This is a genomic window from Thalassospira australica, assembly GCF_000763295.1.
GTDB lineage: Bacteria > Pseudomonadota > Alphaproteobacteria > Rhodospirillales > Thalassospiraceae > Thalassospira > Thalassospira australica.
Genome location: NZ_JRJE01000020.1, coordinates 250,246 through 269,038 on the forward strand (window position 1 = coordinate 250,246; position 18,793 = coordinate 269,038).

The 18,793-nt window shown below is 52.8% G+C and carries 16 protein-coding genes; 8 read left to right on the forward strand and 8 right to left on the reverse strand.

All coding sequences use genetic code 11. The features are described 5' to 3' along the window. Positions 1–35: 35 nt before the first annotated feature. Both JF44_RS0110280 and JF44_RS0110285 read right to left on the reverse strand, forming a co-directional pair. Positions 36–740 (reverse strand): glutamine amidotransferase, encoded by a 705-nt coding sequence (locus JF44_RS0110280; protein ID WP_033068854.1) that lies wholly within the window; start codon positions 738–740, stop codon positions 36–38. 11 nt (positions 741–751) lie between these two features. Next, a complete protein-coding gene (locus JF44_RS0110285) occupies positions 752–1,480 on the reverse strand; it encodes a hypothetical protein (protein ID WP_033068855.1) in 729 nt (242 codons plus the stop codon). Between the two features lie 93 nt (positions 1,481–1,573). Here JF44_RS0110285 and JF44_RS0110290 point away from each other — a divergent pair, with 93 nt between their 5' ends. Then, entirely contained in the window at positions 1,574–2,134 is a 561-nt protein-coding gene (locus tag JF44_RS0110290; protein ID WP_033068856.1) for a MarR family winged helix-turn-helix transcriptional regulator, read from the forward strand. A 139-nt stretch (positions 2,135–2,273) separates the two neighbouring features. Here JF44_RS0110290 and JF44_RS20335 read toward each other — a convergent pair whose 3' ends face one another. Further along, positions 2,274–2,447 (reverse strand): hypothetical protein, encoded by a 174-nt coding sequence (locus JF44_RS20335; protein ID WP_156111651.1) that lies wholly within the window; start codon positions 2,445–2,447, stop codon positions 2,274–2,276. A 411-nt stretch (positions 2,448–2,858) separates the two neighbouring features. Between JF44_RS20335 and JF44_RS0110295 the strand changes: the two genes are divergently transcribed. The 6 genes from JF44_RS0110295 (at position 2,859) to JF44_RS19955 (ending at position 12,941) form a co-directional block, all read left to right on the forward strand. Continuing rightward, positions 2,859–4,073, forward strand: a complete 1,215-nt coding sequence (locus JF44_RS0110295; RefSeq protein WP_033068857.1) for an NADP-dependent isocitrate dehydrogenase — start codon at positions 2,859–2,861, stop codon at positions 4,071–4,073. A 300-nt stretch (positions 4,074–4,373) separates the two neighbouring features. After that, the gene (locus JF44_RS0110300) at positions 4,374–5,354 is read left to right on the forward strand and encodes an AraC family transcriptional regulator (protein ID WP_033068858.1); all 981 of its coding nucleotides are present in this window, start codon (positions 4,374–4,376) and stop codon (positions 5,352–5,354) included. An 849-nt stretch (positions 5,355–6,203) separates the two neighbouring features. Beyond that, a complete protein-coding gene (locus JF44_RS20340) occupies positions 6,204–6,470 on the forward strand; it encodes a hypothetical protein (protein WP_156111652.1) in 267 nt (88 codons plus the stop codon). Next, entirely contained in the window at positions 6,440–8,293 is a 1,854-nt protein-coding gene (locus JF44_RS0110305) for a tectonin domain-containing protein (protein ID WP_156111653.1), read from the forward strand. Before JF44_RS20340 ends, JF44_RS0110305 begins: the two co-directional genes overlap by 31 nt. A gap of 288 nt (positions 8,294–8,581) precedes the next feature. Beyond that, the gene (locus JF44_RS0110310; RefSeq protein ID WP_162181400.1) at positions 8,582–10,303 is read left to right on the forward strand and encodes a hypothetical protein; all 1,722 of its coding nucleotides are present in this window, start codon (positions 8,582–8,584) and stop codon (positions 10,301–10,303) included. A 37-nt stretch (positions 10,304–10,340) separates the two neighbouring features. Continuing rightward, the gene (locus JF44_RS19955; protein ID WP_052065718.1) at positions 10,341–12,941 is read left to right on the forward strand and encodes a tectonin domain-containing protein; all 2,601 of its coding nucleotides are present in this window, start codon (positions 10,341–10,343) and stop codon (positions 12,939–12,941) included. A gap of 104 nt (positions 12,942–13,045) precedes the next feature. Here the strand turns inward: JF44_RS19955 and JF44_RS0110330 are convergent, their stop codons facing one another. Next, complete coding sequence (locus tag JF44_RS0110330; protein WP_033068864.1) at positions 13,046–13,909, reverse strand: pirin family protein; 864 nt, start codon at positions 13,907–13,909, stop codon at positions 13,046–13,048. 250 nt (positions 13,910–14,159) lie between these two features. Between JF44_RS0110330 and JF44_RS19960 the strand changes: the two genes are divergently transcribed. Beyond that, positions 14,160–14,681, forward strand: coding sequence for a DUF2059 domain-containing protein (locus tag JF44_RS19960; protein WP_081944402.1), 522 nt, complete (start codon positions 14,160–14,162; stop codon positions 14,679–14,681). 93 nt (positions 14,682–14,774) lie between these two features. Here the strand turns inward: JF44_RS19960 and wrbA are convergent, their stop codons facing one another. The 4 genes from wrbA to JF44_RS0110355 all read right to left on the reverse strand — a co-directional run bounded on the left by wrbA (position 14,775) and on the right by JF44_RS0110355 (position 18,726). Beyond that, positions 14,775–15,377 (reverse strand): NAD(P)H:quinone oxidoreductase, encoded by a 603-nt coding sequence (wrbA, locus tag JF44_RS0110340; RefSeq protein ID WP_033068865.1) that lies wholly within the window; start codon positions 15,375–15,377, stop codon positions 14,775–14,777. Positions 15,378–15,483: 106 nt separating this feature from the next. Beyond that, positions 15,484–16,557, reverse strand: a complete 1,074-nt coding sequence (glpQ, locus tag JF44_RS0110345) for a glycerophosphodiester phosphodiesterase (protein ID WP_033068866.1) — start codon at positions 16,555–16,557, stop codon at positions 15,484–15,486. Between the two features lie 127 nt (positions 16,558–16,684). Continuing rightward, positions 16,685–17,872 (reverse strand): vWA domain-containing protein, encoded by a 1,188-nt coding sequence (locus JF44_RS0110350; RefSeq protein ID WP_033068867.1) that lies wholly within the window; start codon positions 17,870–17,872, stop codon positions 16,685–16,687. Between the two features lie 5 nt (positions 17,873–17,877). Continuing rightward, on the reverse strand, positions 17,878–18,726 hold the full coding sequence (locus tag JF44_RS0110355) for an AAA family ATPase (protein ID WP_033068868.1): 849 nt from the start codon (positions 18,724–18,726) through the stop codon (positions 17,878–17,880). Positions 18,727–18,793: the final 67 nt, after the last annotated feature.

Below are 18,793 nucleotides of genomic sequence, written 5' to 3' on the forward strand. Positions count from 1 at the left end.
AACCGAGAAACAGCAACGCAGATAGATCGTGTTCATCACACCCGAATTTGATTAAGCCAAGACCGACAGACAGCGTCCGCCTTTTTGCGGAGTGACTCCCCCAACACTGCGGCATCTGCACGAAGCTGGGGGATATTTATGCCTGCATTCGACAATTCTGCTGTATGGCCAATCAGCCATTGCTCAAAACCAACTGACGTCGCCTCGGGGTGGAATTGGAATGCAATAGTGTTTTCGCCAAGGGAAAAGGCCTGGTTTTCATATTGCCGACTGCCCGCCAGAAGCTGCGCACCTTGTGGCAAATCAAAAGTATCCCCGTGCCAATGCAAAGTTGTCGGGTTTTCCTGAAAGACCGCCAAACACGATTTCTGTCCGGCCACGGTTAGTGTAATCGGAGAAAAACCGATTTCCTTCGCGGGCCCGGGATACACACGGCTTCCGGCCGCCCGCGCAATCAATTGTGCGCCGAGACAGATTCCCATAGTCGGCCGGTCACGTTCCAGCCGACTGGCAATAAAACCAATAATGTCCCTAAGAAAAGGATAGTTATGGTCATCGTGCGCGCCGATGGGCCCTCCAAGAACAATCAACAGGTCGGGGTCAAGCGTTTCCATTCCTGCCCGGTCATCAACACCGACATCATGATAGCGAATGTCATATCCTGCTGCGCTTATTGCCGGGGCAAACGCACCAAGGTTTTCAAAACCGATATGGCGAATGGCCAATGCTGTTTTTCCCATCGGCGGCTCCCTTAGTCTATCGTGCCGGGCATTTTCAGGCCGCCGGCAGCTTCAAACACATCGGTCACGCACAAAAGAGGATCATGAACGCTGGCATTCACCTGCAATGCAGCCGTCACCGCATCGAAATTGCCCCCTTTAAGATCAGCTTGCGCATCAAATGGGACCGTCACGACCAAACTGTCCTGGGTAAAGTGCGGATGCCAACCGGGGCTGTCGATCAGAATAGGAAGACCGGGCCAGGTTTTGGGCAAGTTCGGTGTCGCACCTTCAGGAATATCGCGAACCTTCAACCCTCCCTGCCCACAGGAATCATCCGGGACAAGAACCACCCAGTGTGAATGCCAGCGACGACCGTCATTTTCCGGATCACCATCACCGTCTTCATCAAAAAGAGGCGTGTCATCAAAATCCGGATGGGACGTAACCGCAAACGAGAGAATACCGGCACCTGCATCAAAACCGATTACAGAGGTATCAATCGTGGTTGGCCACACATATGACCAGACCGGGGCACCTGCCAACTGTCCATGTGAATCTGGTTTTTCGGTTCCCGGGCGCCCCTCGAAATGCATGGTGAATTCAAGGGTTGTATCTTTGCGAACGATATCGGCATGATGAATATCAAACGCAGGATGATCTGCAGTAAGGGGAGCTTCAATCCGGTGAGCATATGCTGAGCTGTCAACCACGCCTGCAATCAGTGCGGCCCCAGCCAGCAAGAGAATACGTACGTTCATTTTGCGATCCTTGTGTTAATAGTATCGAGTCGCTATTATCTATATTCGCAGACCGCAAAAAGGTCAATTATTTAATATCGAGTAGCTATCAATATGAATACCGACGCACATAAAGCGGCAGATCTGATTGAACGGATAGCACGCCTGATGCAGGCCGAAGAACAAAAAGGCCACCTAAACCCGGTACAATGGGAAGCATTGCGCTATCTTGCCAAAGCAAACAGCTTTTCACGGACACCAGCAGCGCTTGCAGAATATCTCGGCTCAACGCGCGGTACAGTCTCTCAGACGCTGATTGCGCTCGAGAAAAAGGAGAGCATCAAACGAACGCCCAGTGCACGCGACAAACGCTCGGTCGAGATTGCCCTTACCCCTACGGGGCAACAGCAGCTGGCAAATGACCCACGACAAAAGCTCGCATCCTGCATCGAGGCAACCCGAACAGCTTTGCCCCTGCGCGAAGCGCTTTCTCAAGTTTTGAATGAGGCAATCCTTCGTAATAAGGGGAAAAGCTTTGGCATTTGTGCAAGCTGCCACTTTTTCCTGCGCACGGACAAACCGGGAAACGCGGCCATGCCCCACCGTTGCGGACTTTTGAATGTGCCGCTGTCAGACAAGGACTCTGAAAAGATTTGTGTCGAACACGAAAAATAGTCTCGCACTATTCGGTCTTGTACCCGTCATTCTCAGGCGTTGAAAAAGGTGTACTGCACGATTGCAGCCATATCGCAAACAAGGCCGGGTCAGAAAAAGTTCAAAACCCGCCCGATCTGCAAACATAGCCGCCAACGGTTTATGCAAACAGCGTCAGCAGCCGCCAGGCAATCGGCCCCAACATGGTCAGGACGCCGATCCACATCAGAACCACGCCCCAGTTGCGGTCGCGATTGGTAAAGCCGAACCCCAACAGACAAAAGCCAACAATACAGATCACCAAGACAATGATGTTTTCATTCATCAGGTTCATGACACGTCCCCATAAAAGAGTACCGGAGTCTCCCCCTGCTCCGGCCAATATGATCACCATATCGCGTTATTGAACGCATGGTCATTGATCCTGATCAGTTTATCCGCGCGTTCCTCGCAATCAGGGTGCTTTTTGAAATTTTGCCGCAATGCGTTCTAAATGTTCGGGATTGTTGCCCTTTTTTGCGATGCAAACCGACCTGAAACAGGATCAGAAGGCGCAGGTTTCGGGGTTTTTGCGCCCTCATCACATTGTTGTAGCCGCACCCTCTTTGATTTTCTGGTGGCTTCCTGTATGTTGCGGGCTCCCGACGCGGCCAGGGCGCTCCCTCGCGCGCCGGAAGACAGAGATTTAACCATCTTGAATGGCAGCCGCGCTGCATGTCGGCCGCGGCCAGCAAGGGAGTATTCTATGAGCAAGATTCAAGTGAAGAATCCGATCGTCGAGCTTGACGGCGACGAGATGACCCGGATCATCTGGGATTTCATCAAAAACAAACTGATCCTTCCCTATCTCGACGTCGACCTGAAATACTACGATCTTTCGGTTCAGAAACGTGACGAGACCGACGACCAGATCACCATTGATGCGGCAAACGCCATCAAGGAACACCGCGTTGGTGTTAAATGCGCAACCATCACCCCTGATGAGCAGCGCGTTGAAGAGTTTGATCTGAAAAAGATGTGGAAGTCGCCGAACGGCACCATCCGTAACATCATTGGCGGTACCGTTTTCCGTCAGCCGATCATTTGTTCGAACGTTCCGCGTCTGGTTCCGGGTTGGACGCAGCCGATCGTTATCGGTCGTCACGCATTTGGTGACCAGTATCGTGCGACCGACTTCAAGGTTCCGGGCGCAGGTAAACTGACCATCAAGTTCCAGCCGGCAGACGGCGGCGAAGTGATCGAGCACGAAGTCTTTGACTTCCCGTCCTCGGGTGTTGCCATGTCGATGTACAACCTTGATGACAGCATCAAGGGCTTTGCACGTGCTTGCATGAACTATGGTCTTAACCTTGGGTGGCCGGTCTACCTCTCGACCAAGAACACCATCATGAAAGCCTATGACGGCCGCTTCAAAGACCTGTTCGAAGAAGTCTTCCAGGAAGAATTCAAAGACAAGTTCGAAGCAGCAGGCATCACCTACGAACACCGTCTGATCGACGACATGGTTGCATGTGCGATGAAATGGAACGGTGGTTTCGTTTGGGCTTGTAAGAACTATGACGGCGATGTTCAGTCCGACACCGTGGCACAGGGCTTCGGCTCGCTCGGTCTGATGACCTCGGTTCTGATGACCCCGGATGGACAGACGGTTGAGGCAGAAGCAGCCCACGGCACCGTGACCCGTCACTATCGTCAGCACCAGCAGGGTAAAGAAACCTCGACCAACCCGATCGCATCGATCTTTGCGTGGTCGCAGGGTCTTAAATACCGTGGTGAATTCGACGGTACCCCGGAAGTCGTCAAGTTTGCTGAAACCCTTGAGAAAGTCTGTGTCGACACCGTCGAAGCCGGCTTCATGACCAAGGATCTGGCACTGCTGATCGGCCCGAACCAGAAATGGCTGACCACCAACCAGTTCCTCGACAAACTGGACGAAGGTCTGAAAGCTGCAATGGCCTGATCGATCTGATCACGCTGGCAGTTTTGCCAAAATCAAGAAACCCCTGCCGGGCAACCGGTGGGGGTTTTCTTTTGCCAAATTTGCATGGCGAACAATGATGCCTAGCCGGATGTCTAGGCGGAATTTTTTTTCCAGCTTCGGGGATTATGCGAAAGATCAATCAATCAGGAATAGATTATCTCCCCGCCAACACGTATGATTGGCGCATCTTCATGTAACGGAAACAGGCGCCTTTTGGGGCTCCGACATCTGCGGAACGGGCGTTTTCCGAGTATACATGTCGGGGGGACGAGCGCGGCCATGACCTATCTTCAAAATCACACGATATTGTCTTCGAACGACCTTGATGAGGTTCGCGTGTCGATCGAGGATATTGCATCACGACACGATCTGGATATCAAAGAGCGCAATGCAGAGTTTAACGCCCGCATCGCAGCAGTGGCGTGTGATGACCTTAGCCTGATGCATGTTTCATTCGGAAATTCGAGACTGACTGTAGACTCCTCGGAAGAGGATGACGATGGTTTGTTGCTTTATATTGTTACCTCCGGGACCGGCGTTGCGCAGCATTGTGGACAAGAAATGGAATTCTTCTCCGATACAGGTTTCATGCGTGATTTGGCCCTGCCGATCCGGGCCACAGAAGATAACTTCAGCGCGTTTGCCCTTCGTTTATCGAAGGGTAAACTCAAAAACTATACCCGTTCTGTGGTTGGCGAAGATGTCGATTTAACCGGCCTGCGGTTCGATCCGATGATTGATCCCTCAACACCGGGTTGGGACGTATTTCGCAATACCGTCCACTATGTCGCCGAGGCACTTGATGGTCCATTGCGTGAAATGCATAACCCGATCGTGACAACCCAGATGAAAGACGCCCTGGTCACACAATGCCTGAGCCTGTTACCCAACAGCTATCAGCACATGATAAACGGCCTCACTGTTACGGAAGTTGTGCCCTATTACGTTAAACGCGCACGTGACTACATCCACGCCCATGCGGACAAAAAACTGGGGCTGGCCGAAATTGCGGCTGTGGCGGGATGCGGATATCGTGGACTGCAAAAAGGCTTCATGGATGCCTATGGCATTCCCCCCATGGCCTATTTGCGTGCCGTGCGTTTAAAGCGCGTCCGGGCTGTTTTGATAACAGAACCGGGCGGGAAAACCGTTTCTGAAATTGCCACACAATGGGGTTTTGGCCATATGGGCCGATTTGCAAAGGACTATCAGCGGGAATTCGGCGAGCTTCCGTCGGAAACAATCCGCAAATACCTTTAGAAACACCACTCAGTATCCACAAAACGTCCAACGTATCCGGAAAGCGCAGCAAACGTACGTCGAAACCGAAATGCTTATTCCATTATCGGGGACAGTACTTAATCCTTTGCGCCGGGGGTTGAGGCGTCTCTTGTTCATTTGAAAGTTTCAGCGATCTTGAAATGTCTTTGCTTTACGCAAGCCAAAGCATCAACAACGGCGTGTCCAGCTGAAAATTGCTGATCCATCAGCCCGGGTTTGAAAACCCTTGGCTCTAGCAAGCTGATGATGTTCTGAACTGCAAGCAGTTCAGACTTTCAGAGGTCTTCTCATCCCCAATGCAGTTCATAAGGCAGACCTTATGACATTCGCACGGTGACCTTGTTGCCTTGCCCGCAGGCAGGGGACAACAGTGACACAACACACATTGTTTGATTGAGGATTGATCGATGGAAAGCTGTTTGAAGTCTGGCCACTTGCTTTGGCGGGCACTGCTTCTCTTAACTGTGTTTACCGCCATTACGCTGGCAAGTTCATCACATGCCACAGCACAGCAGACACAAGCAGCATTTTCAAAACCTGGGCATGCCCTCTGCGGCGCAATGGATTTGCGCACAAACACCCTTTTGGCTCCCTGTGGTTTTGCCAAGGCCACCAAAACAGGCAAAGCCGTTGGCAAATGCCCTAGGGGATCATTCTTTGATATCGGGACCTGGTCGTGTTTTTCATGCCCAAGCGGATATAACCGGACCGGTTTTGCCGTCGATACACCTATGGCCTGTTCAAAGACAGTGTCAGCCCAGTACAGATCGGCAAAACGTATCGGTGCACATAAATCCTGCCCGTCCGGATCGTTCAAAGACCCGCGAAATGGCGGCGAATGCTGGTCGTGCCCGGCTGGCTTTGGCCGCACCTGGTCGCCTGTTGATGCATGGGATGCATGCGGAAAGTTTGGCGCATCAGCACGTCGGGCTGAATTCATTGATCGGGTATGCCCGGAAGGCGCGATTACTGACCCTAATGGCAGTTGCTATACCTGTCCTGACGGGTTCCGCCGAACCGCCGCAGCCGTCACTGCCAACAATGCATGTTTCCGAAATGAAAGCTTGGTTCCTGCAGAAAAAACAGCGGCTTTGACCTGTAAAGCGGGGGAAATTTTCGATTTTGTCGATAGCGGCACATGCTGGACGTGCCCCGAAGCATCGGTGAGGTCCATTTTTGGTATCAAGTCGAAAGAAGCTTGTGAATATACGACCATGCGCTGGGAGGCTGCAAAGCGCACGCCGAACGGCCTTTTCGGGCTTCCGGGCGGGCACGAGATTGCCGCCGAGGTCATTGCTGAACGTACGCGAGTTGATGCGGCCAGTGAAAAATTCATCACACAATCGAAGATGAACAGAAGCGATGCCGAGGCATATCGGATTGCAGCGTGGAAACAGATACATGATGCACCTGAAACATCCCCGGAGCTTAAAGGTGCCGTGTACGATTACATATTTGACGTGATCCAACGCGGCGCCAAGACAAAGCCTGAACGGGACATGGTCGCCTATATTGCAGCTTATGTGCAAGACACCCGCAAGTTATCAGCGTCCGAGATGAAACTTGTAATGGAAAGTTGGCAAAAAGGCCTGCAAGCCAAAAAGGCGTCACGCCCAACCGTCGGCACGAACGTATACGATACCGGCGTTGCACCGCCTGACCTTCGCTCAGCAATCAGTTCGATCATGCATATCGGTCCGGCAGCAGGTCTTACTTTGCTTTATATTGGGGGCAGCACGTTAGAAGCACTTTCCCCTGCATTCCAGCAGGTTGCCAGTCGCATAGCTCTTCAAATACTTCCGTATCGCTTCAAGGAAGTCACTCAAGGCGTTACTATCAGTAGCGCCGGGTTCGCGGGCGCTACTGTAGGTCCATTGATAGTCTTGAGCGTCTCATCTGTCATTGCATCAATCGCAACGGACATCGCGCTAGAACAGAACAAGCAGGAAGCGATCGTCAATGATGCACTCGCCGTCGCACAACGTCCGGTCAATCTTGCCCGCCTGCTTAAAACTGACGATGGGCGGAACGAAGTTGCGACCAACTGGGCCCTGATGACCCAGGAGCCCATCAAGCCGAATACTGCGCTTTGGGCAAGGTTGATGCAGAGCAAGAGCAAGAGCACGACCAATACTGTGCCAACGGTTGTTCTAGAGGGTGAAAAAGTGGTCGTAGGTGCGCCCGATATCCCGGTCATCCCGATGGCGCAGATTAATGCAATCACGACAACAACCACCGCCGGTCCAAATGGCAAAAATGTTTGGGAAAGAGTATCAGGCAAAGCCACTGACATTGCCGTAGGCACCGATGGCACGGCCTATGCGATTGGCCCGACCAAAGAAAACAGAAGTGGTTATCAGATATTCAAACGCGAGAGCACAGCGAATGGCTGGACCAAACTGCGAGGGGCCGGATACCGTATTGCTGTTTCAGATACAACGGCCTGGGTTATCAATCTCCGTGGTCAGATATACTCCCTAAGCGGTTCCAAATGGCAAATTGTCCGGGGTCCTCGGGCACAGGATATCGGTGCCAGCGCCAAGGGCGTGTGGATCATCGATATCAAAGGGAAAATCCATAAACGTGAAGGCAATCGATGGAAAAACATTCCAGGTAGAGGTTACCGGATCGACATTGACCAGGACGGTCGCCCATGGGTGGTCGACAAGAACGGGGATATGTGGGTGCATGGCAATGATCAAAAATGGCAAAAACTACCAGGTCAGGGCATTGACATCGCAGTAGACGTCCCCGGCCAGGCCAGAGCAATCGATAAGCTTGGCAACACATTTGTCTTTGACGGCCCCAAACGAAATTGGGTTGCGACTTCCCGGGAAAAGGATGCCCTGGCAATCGGTGCTGGCGGTGGTCAGGTCTGGCGCGTCACCAAGAACAATCAAATTTATCGGATGAAATAAAAGGTCGCTGGTTGAGGCATATTTTGCCTCAACCCGTCCGCATGCCGAATTTATATATTTTGCGTGAACTAAAAAGACAAGAATGGGGATTTGATGCGGCTGTTTATGACGTCTCTTCGCAGCACGGTTGCGGTTTGTGCGTTGGTGGCTCTGGCGGGCTGCCAAACACTGTCTTTGAGCACCACACCGACCAACACAGACAATCAGCTTGTTGTAAACTCTGCAGTTCAAGCTGATGCTGTTTCAGAATTGGTCCGAGAGAGCACGCGGGCCCTCGAAGCCCAAAAAATGGATGACGCATCACGCTTGATCAATCTGGCCTTGAAGCTTGATGTCTCCAACCCGGATTTGCAGTTTCTCAATGGCCTGACCTACCACCTGATGGGGGTTCAGGGAGACGCCAGCAAGTTTGATCTGGCCGAGCAAGGTTACAAACAGGCTCTTAAATTCGATCCAGGCAACTTGTCGGCGACGTATCAGTTGGGCCTCTTGTATATGGATCAGCGGCGCTATGGTCTGGCGCAGGGGTATTTCGCAGCGGTCGCCCTTCATCGTGATGACGACCCGTCTGTTCTGTATAACCTAGCCTCTGCATCCTATTACGCCAGGGACCCAAGAACCTCGGAAGCCGCCCTGAGACGATTACTGGCAGTCGCACCAGAGGCAAAGCAACAACCCGAAATCCTCAAGGCAACGGCGTTGTCCCTTGCGGCAATGGATGATCGCGAAGGGGCATCAGCATTTGTATCTGCCTATCGCGATGCGGTTATGGGGCCGGAAAGCATCGCGTATCTTGAACGTCGTGTGCAAGGGTGGCAGTCTTTTTACGACAGCGATGCCAAAGTCCTTATGGCCCAATATGGAAATGATCCGTATGGCAGCGATCCTTACGGGTCAAGCACCCCATACGGTCAAAGCAACCCATATGGATCTGATCCCTATGGGTCAGCACCAGATCCATATAGTGCTCCGCAAGCGGGGGCGTATGGTGCAACGGACCCGATGCAGCAGGGCTTTGCCGATACAAGTATGGTCGTCGTTGATGTTGTCCTGATCGGTACACAGGAAGACGTTCGCAATTCGCGTGGGATCAACCTTCTGAACGGTTTGCAGTTGCAATTTGGTGACCCGCTGACCGGGACGGCAGGTTTCGGCTATGGATCAACCCGAACAAAGGATTACCTGAATACCGGGTTGGAACAAAGCACCCAGACAATTACCCGGGCGATCAGCATTCCTGCTGTCACATATTCATTGAACATTGCCAATTCGGCCGACGCCAACAATCAGGTTCTGGCCAAACCAAGTCTGGTCGCCCAGGCAGGGCAAACGTCGGAGTTTTTCTCGGGCACGGAAATTCTTGCTGCGGCAGTCTCCGGCGGTAATGGCGACAGCGTTTCGGTGCAAAAGGAAGTTGGCGTCAAGCTGGCGGTTACGCCGGAAATTCTGCCCGATGACATGATCCGTTTGCACGTGGTTGCAGAACGCACCTTCCTGACCGATCCTTCCAATTCGGTTGTGTTTGAATTCCGCCTCGACACGACCAAGACCAATGTCAATTCGACCGTCACCATGAAGTTCGGCGAAACCCTTGTTCTGGGTGGTTTGAGCGAACGCGAAACATCGAAATCCGCCGATGGTGTACCGGGGTTGATGGATATTCCGATTATCAATCTGTTGTTCTCACAGCGTGTTGAACGTCAATTCGAACGGTCTGTCCTGATCCTGATGACACCGCGGCGTCCGCATTACACCCGCAGAGCACAAGCTGATCGTGATATCGCGATCGATGAAATGTCGGATCTGGAACGCGATATTGAACGTCTTCAACATCGTCACAAGGACTGGTTCACCCCGCGCGCGACTTTCAATGAAGTCATTGAAAAGCTGCAAGGACGCGAATTCTTTGAAGAATTCAGAACCGGAGACGTGAAAGTTCAAGATTGGCAAAATGACGCCAGCAACCAGCAACATATTGCGATGGTGCGGGACCGATTGCTTGGCAGTTAGCATTTTGTTTTCAAAAACTGTGATGCGAGGTCATCTAATGACGCAGCTGATCATGCGGGTTTGTCTTGTTCTGTTTTGTATCGCATTTGCGACAATTCATCCGACACATGGCGTGTATGCACAAGATAATCGCGCCTCTCCAAACTGGACCCGCCTGCCCGGTACGGCCGTTGACATATCAATCAACAGTGACGGGCAGGCCTACGTTGTGGCCCCGGATGGCACCCCTTGGCGCTGGGATGCCGAGGAACAACGTTGGCGTAAAATGTCGGGTAACTTTGTCCGGATTTCCGCTGCCGAAGGAAACCGACCCTGGGCGATCAACCATGAAGGCGTGGTTTATCGCTATAACGGGCTATGGTGGGAAAACAAGGATACCGACGTTGCCGATGTTGCTGCTGATACACAAGGAAATGTCTATATCGCCAAAGTCAGCGGCGAAATCAAAAAATGGTACCCGTTGCGCAGCGAATGGCAGCCGATTGACGGGATAGCTTATCGCATCGCACTGGACATGGCCGGCCATCCCTGGGCTGTGACCCGGGATGGACGCGTTCGTTCCTTTGACGGCAAGGACTGGATCACGATGCCCGGGCGTGCGACCGATATCGCCATTGGCGGGAACAATGCTGTTGTGATTGCCGATGCCGAAGGCCAGATCAGAATTTGGTCTCCTGCCCGACATAGTTGGCGACTTGTCGCCGGGGTTGCCGGGGTAGCAGCCCCTGCTGCCACCCCCGATGGCGCGCCATGGGCCGTCACCGGAGGGGGCGCTATCATGGCAACAACCTTGCTGGTCGCACCGGAAAAGATCAAAACCGAAAAAGGCCAGGCACCGGAAAGTCACGCACCGCAGGCGGTCGCCCCTGTCGAAAGCGCCCCTCCTGCGATTGCTTCGGGCATCACAGCCCCGCCATTGCCAGCAACAGCGGCCCCTTCACCCCCGCCTGCCCGGGCGACAACGTCAACGGCACCGACGCTTGTCACAAATGATGCGACCGCCTCGCCTGTTACACCCGATACAGGCACAAGCAACACCCAAGCCAGCAAAACCGTCGCGCCAGCAACCGGCAACGACCCGGCACTTGATCCATCCACTGTGACAACGACCGAGGACATTGTCTTTGTCAACACACGCCAGAACGCGTCGGCTTTGGCAATCGGCCGGGATGGGAGTGTATTTGGTCTTAATGCCGCGGGCGGTGTCCTGCGTTGGTCAAACAGCCGTAAACGGTTTGACGATTTCCCGGGCACAGTGGTGCGTCTGGCCGTTGATTCCGATGGTAACCCGTGGGGTATTTCAACGCTGGGCCGGGTATTTCGCCATACAGGAAATCTGTGGAAACAAATCCCAAATGCAACCGGCTCAGACATTGCCATTGGCGGGGATGGGTCGGTTGTCATCACCGATGCCAACGGCACTTTATCCAAACTTAATGACGCCATGACGCGGTTTGATCGCATTCCTGGGCAGGGTATTTTGGTCGCGGTTGCGCCGGATGGAACTCCATGGACAATTCGTTCCGATAGTCTGGTGCAGCGATGCGACACATCACCTTGCGAGGTTTTCGCACAAAAAGCCAAAAGCATATCCATCGGCCCGGATGGCAGCGTTTATGTGGTATCAGAAAATCACTTCCTGATGCGCCTGGGCACTGATGGCAAAACCTTTGAAATTGTTCAAATACCGGGCCACAACGTGCAAAGTGTCGCGGTCGGTCCCAATGGTTTCCCTTGGGTGGTGGCAGACAATACGATTGTCCTGGCTTCCAAATTCTTTGAACGTGACGAAATGGTTGACCGCCTAATTGCAGCCTCAACCGTAGGGGACACCACCGGAAGTGGCGACATCGCCCCCGTGGTGGATGTTGCATCTGACAGCACGTTTACGTTTTCAAAAAACATAACTTTTGAAACATTCACAACAGACCTCAATACGCTTGATGCCATGACCGTCGGACAAAATGATGAGTTCTATGTATATGGCACCCCGCTAGACCAGGGATCAAAACGGCTATTGAAGTTCAACACCACGTCAAAGAAGCTCGACGAAGTTTCCCTGTCTTTTAACCAGGACCTCTCGACGTTCGATGTTGCAGATGATGACAGCATCTGGACAAACGGAGATAGTTCGAATTCGATTTACAAGCTGTCCTCAACAGGAGCTATCCAGCGCACCTATTCCGTCACATCAGGTAACATCCGAAACCTGTCGATTGGCTCGGATGGCACGGTTTATGTCGTCGTCGACAACCGGCTTTATCGCCTGAAACCCGGCACAAACGCCTTCACCAAATTCAGCAATGATGATGTTTACAAGGTTGCGATTGGTCGTGCAGGCGATCTGTGGATTGCAGACAGCAGTGACATTGTACAGCAATTTACCGGCACACGGTTCGAAAACCGCCCCAAGGGTCAAAGTATTAACATCAATGATATCGGTGCCGGAACAGATGGCAGTATCTATGTCACCGTCTTTGAAAACAGTGAATACATTTTAAAGAAATGGAATGCCACAAACGGTTCATTTGACAAGGTCAATAACGTCAATGCCGACCAAGTTGACGTGTTATCGGATGGCCGCCCCTGGATCACGGATACAAGCTCTGACACCGACATTAAACGCGCCAAGGATTAGATTTCATTCGCGTCCCAACCCATCGTGAAATGGAAAACGCCCTGACCGAAATTACCGGCCAAGGCGTTTTTTTTGCCAAATTATATCTTGCAGGTTTTGAAGCGTCAGGACGCAGCCTTGCGGACAAAATTACCGTTCTGGTAATCGTCAAAGGCCTGCATCAGTTCCTGCTTGCTGCTCATGACAAACGGACCATAACGCACCACCTCTTCATGGATCGGCCGGGCGGCAATCACCAACATCCGCCCACCGTTTGCACCGCCCTTCAGGGTGACACCATTGCCATCCTTTAAAATCGCCAGATGATGGGTCGGGACATCCTTGTCCGCAACCACCGCATCACCGATAAAGACATAAACCACTGCGCTATGGCCTTCGGGCATTGGCACAGAGATTTCGCACCCTGCGTCCAGCTTGACGTCAACAAACACCGGATCAGTCGAAATGCCGTTAATCGGTCCGGCCTCGCCATACATTGACCCCGCCAGAAGACGCAGTTGCGCCCCCGCGGCAGGCGAAATTTCCGGCAGTTCATCGGGTTCGAGGTTTTGATAGCGCGGATCGATCATCTTGTCTTTTGCCGGCAGGTTGATCCAAAGCTGGAACCCCTGCATCAGGCCATTTTCCTGTTCCGGGGTTTCAGAATGAACGATGCCGCTTCCGGCTGTCATCCATTGTGCCCCGCCAGACCGCAGAACACCCTCGTTGCCCATGCTGTCCTGATGGCGCATTGCACCTTCCACCATATAGGTCACGGTTTCAAACCCGCGGTGCGGGTGCTCCGGGAAGCCCGCGATATAATCATCGGCCTTGTCGGTCGAAAGTGAATCAAGCATCAGGAACGGATCAAGCATATCAAGCTGGGGCGAGCCAATGGACCGCTTGAGCGACACACCGGCACCATCAGACGTATCCATGGCGCGTAAGACCCGCGCGACACCCCGTGCATTTGTGATTGTATCAGACATGATCCAGTCTCCTTTACCTGTGCAGTCCAGAGCCTGCAGGAATTTTTATGCCCTTACTCTCGCACAAAACTGTCGCCAAACAATGCCCAATCAGGCATCTGATTGTTTCCAAATCCTAAACAAAACAGCCCATACACACGCCAAGGTTGCCATACGTTTTCCGGTAACCGATGATAAGGATACCTCTTGGTGATTCTAAACCATTCGGCACAAAAACAATAATCGTCCGAAATCCTGAAAGGACCATTTCATGCCAGCCCTCAAATGGCCGCGAGCAGCACTTTTGGCTTTCCTAGTAATCGTCAGCTTCACTCTCGGCGCGTCACTAACACCGGCCCATGCACAGGACGTTTCACAGCGCAAAGCGGACAAAATCCGCGAAATGATTCAACTTGCGCAAGCCGACAAGGTCATTGATGCAATGCTGCCGATAATAAGCGAGCAAATGAAAAACTCGATCAAACAAAATGCGCCAAACGTGCGAGACACACATGTCGACATCATCGTCGAAACCATGCAGGAGGAAATGCGCGCCAGCGTCGATATGTTCTTTGAACTGATGGTCCCGCAATATGATGCCATGCTGTCAGAACAGGTGATTGACGATACGATTGCCTTCTACAAGACGCCCAGTGGCCAGGAACTGATCAAGGCCACGCCAAACTTGACTGCAATCGGGGGCCGCGTCGGGCAACAATGGGCGCAAATGGTTGCCCCGAGGGCTGCGGCAAAGGCCAAGAGAAAGGCACAGGAACTGGGTTACAACCTATAGGCTCGAGCCCTATTGGCATCAAATTTTCCAGACAAAAAAGGCAGCGCCATTGCGGGCGCTGCCTGATCAAGGGTCGGAAAACCTCCCGTGTGATTAACTGGCAAGCTTGGAGGCGAGTTCCGCGACGTGCTTGCCCTGGAACTTGGCAATGTCGAGTTCGTTTTCGGACGGCTGGCGCGAACCATCCGCCCCGGCAAGGGTGGAGGCACCATAAGGTGACCCGCCGGTAATTTCGTCCATATTGGTCAGGCCAGAACAGCTATAGGGCACACCGACAATCACCATGCCATGATGGAGCAAGGTGGTATGGGTCGAGGTGATGGTGGTTTCCTGACCGCCATGCTGTGTGCCAGTCGAGGCAAAAACAGAACCGATCTTGCCGATCAACTCGCCCTTGGCCCAAAGACCGCCGGTCTGATCAAGGAAGGTCCGCATCTGACCGGGCATATTGCCAAAGCGGGTCGGCACACCAAAGATGATCGCATCATATTCCGGAAGATCGGAAACAGCGGCAACCGGTGCGGCCTGATCCAGCTTCGCCCCTGCGCCCTTGGCAACATCTTCGGGCATGGTTTCGGGAACACGTTTGACATCAACATGTGTCCCGGCAACACCGCGTGCGCCTTCGGCCACGGCATTTGCCATGGTTTCGATATGTCCATACATCGAATAATAAAGAACCAATACTTTCGTCATTTTCCGCCTCCTAGGTTGAATTCCTGTGGTCGTATCGTGACGTAAGATCGCGTGGTTGATAACCGCGCGCTGGGAAACAGTCTGTTCGTGTAAAGGGGCAACATCCTTACGCGTCAGGATTGCGCGCCAGATACTGAACGACCTGATCGGGGAAATCGGTGAAGATGCCATCAATTCCGGCATCATCAAAAATGGCCTTAAGCGCGATATCCATATCACCCGCCCACTTCGGCAGCTGATCGGCACGCAGCGTATAGGGATGCACCAGAAGCTGTGCACGTTGGGCCGCGATCAGGGTTGGTGTCATAACCGCCGTGCCATTTTCGCTTAAGCCTGTAACGACCTGGGGCAACCACGGTCCGATCCCGTCCACCACACGGGCCATTTCGGCAATGCCCTCGTCTGATTTCAGATAGTCATAATCGGTGCCTTCCGGCGGTCCCCAGCGGTTTTCGCCCAGAAGCTGAACCAGTTTGCCCTGATAGTTCAGCTCATTGCGGATACGTTGGGTTTCGCCCCAGTCAAAACTCTGCACAAAGGCATTGGAATCCGGATTGTTATAGCCCCAACGTTCCAGGATCGAGATGACGGTTTCCGCAATGTCCTGCCCTTCGGCATGATGAAAGGCCGGGTCTTTCAGTTCAGGATAAATGCCGACATCACGCCCCGTGGAATGGTTCAGCCCCTGAATGAGTTTGATTTCCTCTTCAAGGGTCGGGATTTTAAACATCCCGTATTCACCGGGAAAACGATCCGCATACACCTGTTTGCCGGTATCGGCCTTGAACCGCTCGGTGACATTCAGCGATTTAAGTTCGGCCAAGGTGAAATCAATCGCATAGTAACGACCATCTTCACGTTTGCGATCCGGGAATTTTTTCACGACATCTGTCGTCGTATCGATATGAATATCATGCAGGATGACCGGCACACCGTCCTTGGACAGAACAACGTCCTGTTCGATGTAATCAGCCCCCATGCCATAGGCCAACGCCTTGGCTGGCAATGTATGTTCCGGCAGATAGCCCGATGCACCACGATGGGCGATGACCACCATTTCCTGATCAAGGGCCTGTGCATGCACGGTATTGTTCGCAAATGGCATGGAGGTGGTCAGAACACCCCCTGCCAGAATACCAACCGCCACCAACGTGGACTTGACCATTTTGTTTACCAGCATCCCGGGTATCCTTATTCAGTGTCCTTTAAACATCAGGACTATAGGCGCGGATTGACGCCGCAGAAACGCGTGGTCGCGCGTTGCGTGCAATCTTCATCAAACTGTTACGTATTAAATGAACGCGGGCCTAGCGGTTAAGTTCCCCGGTCATACGATCAAGCCCGTCAAGACTAAGCGGGAACATCCGCCCTGCCATCAGCTTGTGCATGATCTGGATGGATTGATGATGCCGCCACCAGTTTTCCGGCTGTGGATTGATCCATGCCGCATGGTCGAAATGATCAAGTAAACGCTGCATCCACACAGCGCCCGCTTCGGCATTCCAGTATTCCACTGCCCCACCGGGATAGGTGATTTCATAGGGGCTCATGGTCGCATCACCGACAATCACCAGCTTGTAATCCGCGCCATAGGTATTGATCACATCCCATGTCGACACCTGTTCGTTCCAGCGCCGCGCATTATCCTTCCAAAGCCCTTCATAGGGACAATTGTGGAAGTAGTAATACTCAAGATGCTTGAACTCGGTTTTCACCGCTGAAAACAGTTCCTCACAAACCTTGATGTGATCATCCATTGATCCACCAACATCAAACAGCATCAAGACCTTGACCGCGTTATGACGTTCCGGCCGCATCTGCACATCCAGCCACCCTTGGCGGGCGGTTGATGTGATGGTGCCGGGCAGATCAAGTTCATCGGCCGCACCGGTACGCGCCCATTTGCGCAACCGACGCAGCGCCACCTTGATGTTGCGCGTGCCGATTTCAACACTGTCATCAAGGTTTTTGAATTCGCGCTTGTCCCAGACTTTTACTGCGCGCCGATGACGGGATTTATCTTGCCCGATCCGCACCCCTTCGGGATTATAGCCATAGGCCCCGAACGGTGATGTCCCCGCCGTACCGATCCATTTGTTGCCCCCCTGATGGCGGCCTTTTTGTTCTTCCAGACGCTGTTTAAGCGTCTCCATAAGCTTTTCCCAGCCGCCAAGGGCTTCGATCTCGGCCTTTTCTTCGTCGCTCAGGAATTTCTCGGCAAGCTTGTGCAACCATTCCTCGGGGATTTCGGTTTTTTCAACTTCATCCATCCCCTCGGTCAGGTCGATCACGCCTTTGAAATGCTCGGAAAACACCCGATCAAATTTATCAAGATGGCGTTCATCCTTTACCAACGCGGAGCGGGCCAGATAATAGAAATCCTCGACCGAATAGTTTGCCAGCCCCTTTTCCACCGCCTCAAGCAATGTCAGGTATTCGCGCAAACTCACCGGAACGCGGATCTCTTTAAGCTTATAGAAAAATCCGGTGAACATCGGACCTAGCGCCCTTCGCGCCGGGCCATGAAGGCAAGCCGTTCAAACAGATGCACGTCCTGCTCGTTTTTAAGCAACGCACCATGCATCGGCGGCACAGCGGTTTTGGCATCCTTTGCGCGCAATGCTTCGGGCGGCAGGTCTTCGGCCATCAAAAGCTTCAGCCAGTCCAGCAGTTCGGACGTGGATGGCTTTTTCTTCAAGCCGGACACGTCGCGCATGTCGTAAAACAGGTTGAGTGCCTCGGCCACCAGACGTTTTTGAATGCCGGGATAATGCACCTCGATGATCTCGGCCATGGTGTCAGCATCCGGGAAGCGGATGTAATGGAAGAAACACCGGCGCAGAAAGGCGTCCGGCAGTTCCTTTTCATTGTTTGATGTGATGATCACAATCGGGCGGTTGATCGCCTTGACGGTTTGCTGTGTCTCATAGACAAAGAACTCCATGCGATCGAGTTCCTGCAAAAGGTCATTGGGGAACTCGATATCGGCCTTGTCGATTTCGTCAATAAGAAGCACCGGCGCTTCGCCGTCTGCCTCAAAGGCTTCCCACAGCTTGCCCTTGACGATGTAGTTGCCGATATCATGGACACGTTCGTCACCCAATTGGCTATCACGCAGGCGCGACACCGCATCATATTCATAAAGCCCCTGCTGGGCGCGTGTGGTGGATTTGATCGACCAGGTAATCAGTTTCTTGCCAAGTGATTTGGCGATTTCTTCGGCCAGAACGGTTTTACCGGTGCCCGGTTCGCCCTTGACCAAAAGCGGCCTTTGCAACGTGATCGCGGCATTGACGGCGACCATCAGGTCTTCGGTTGCAACGTAATTTTCCGTGCCTTTAAACTTCATTTTCGCCCTGCAATAGAGGTTAACGTTTGCGTTAACCTAGGGCGTTGAAGGGATTTGAGCAAGGGAT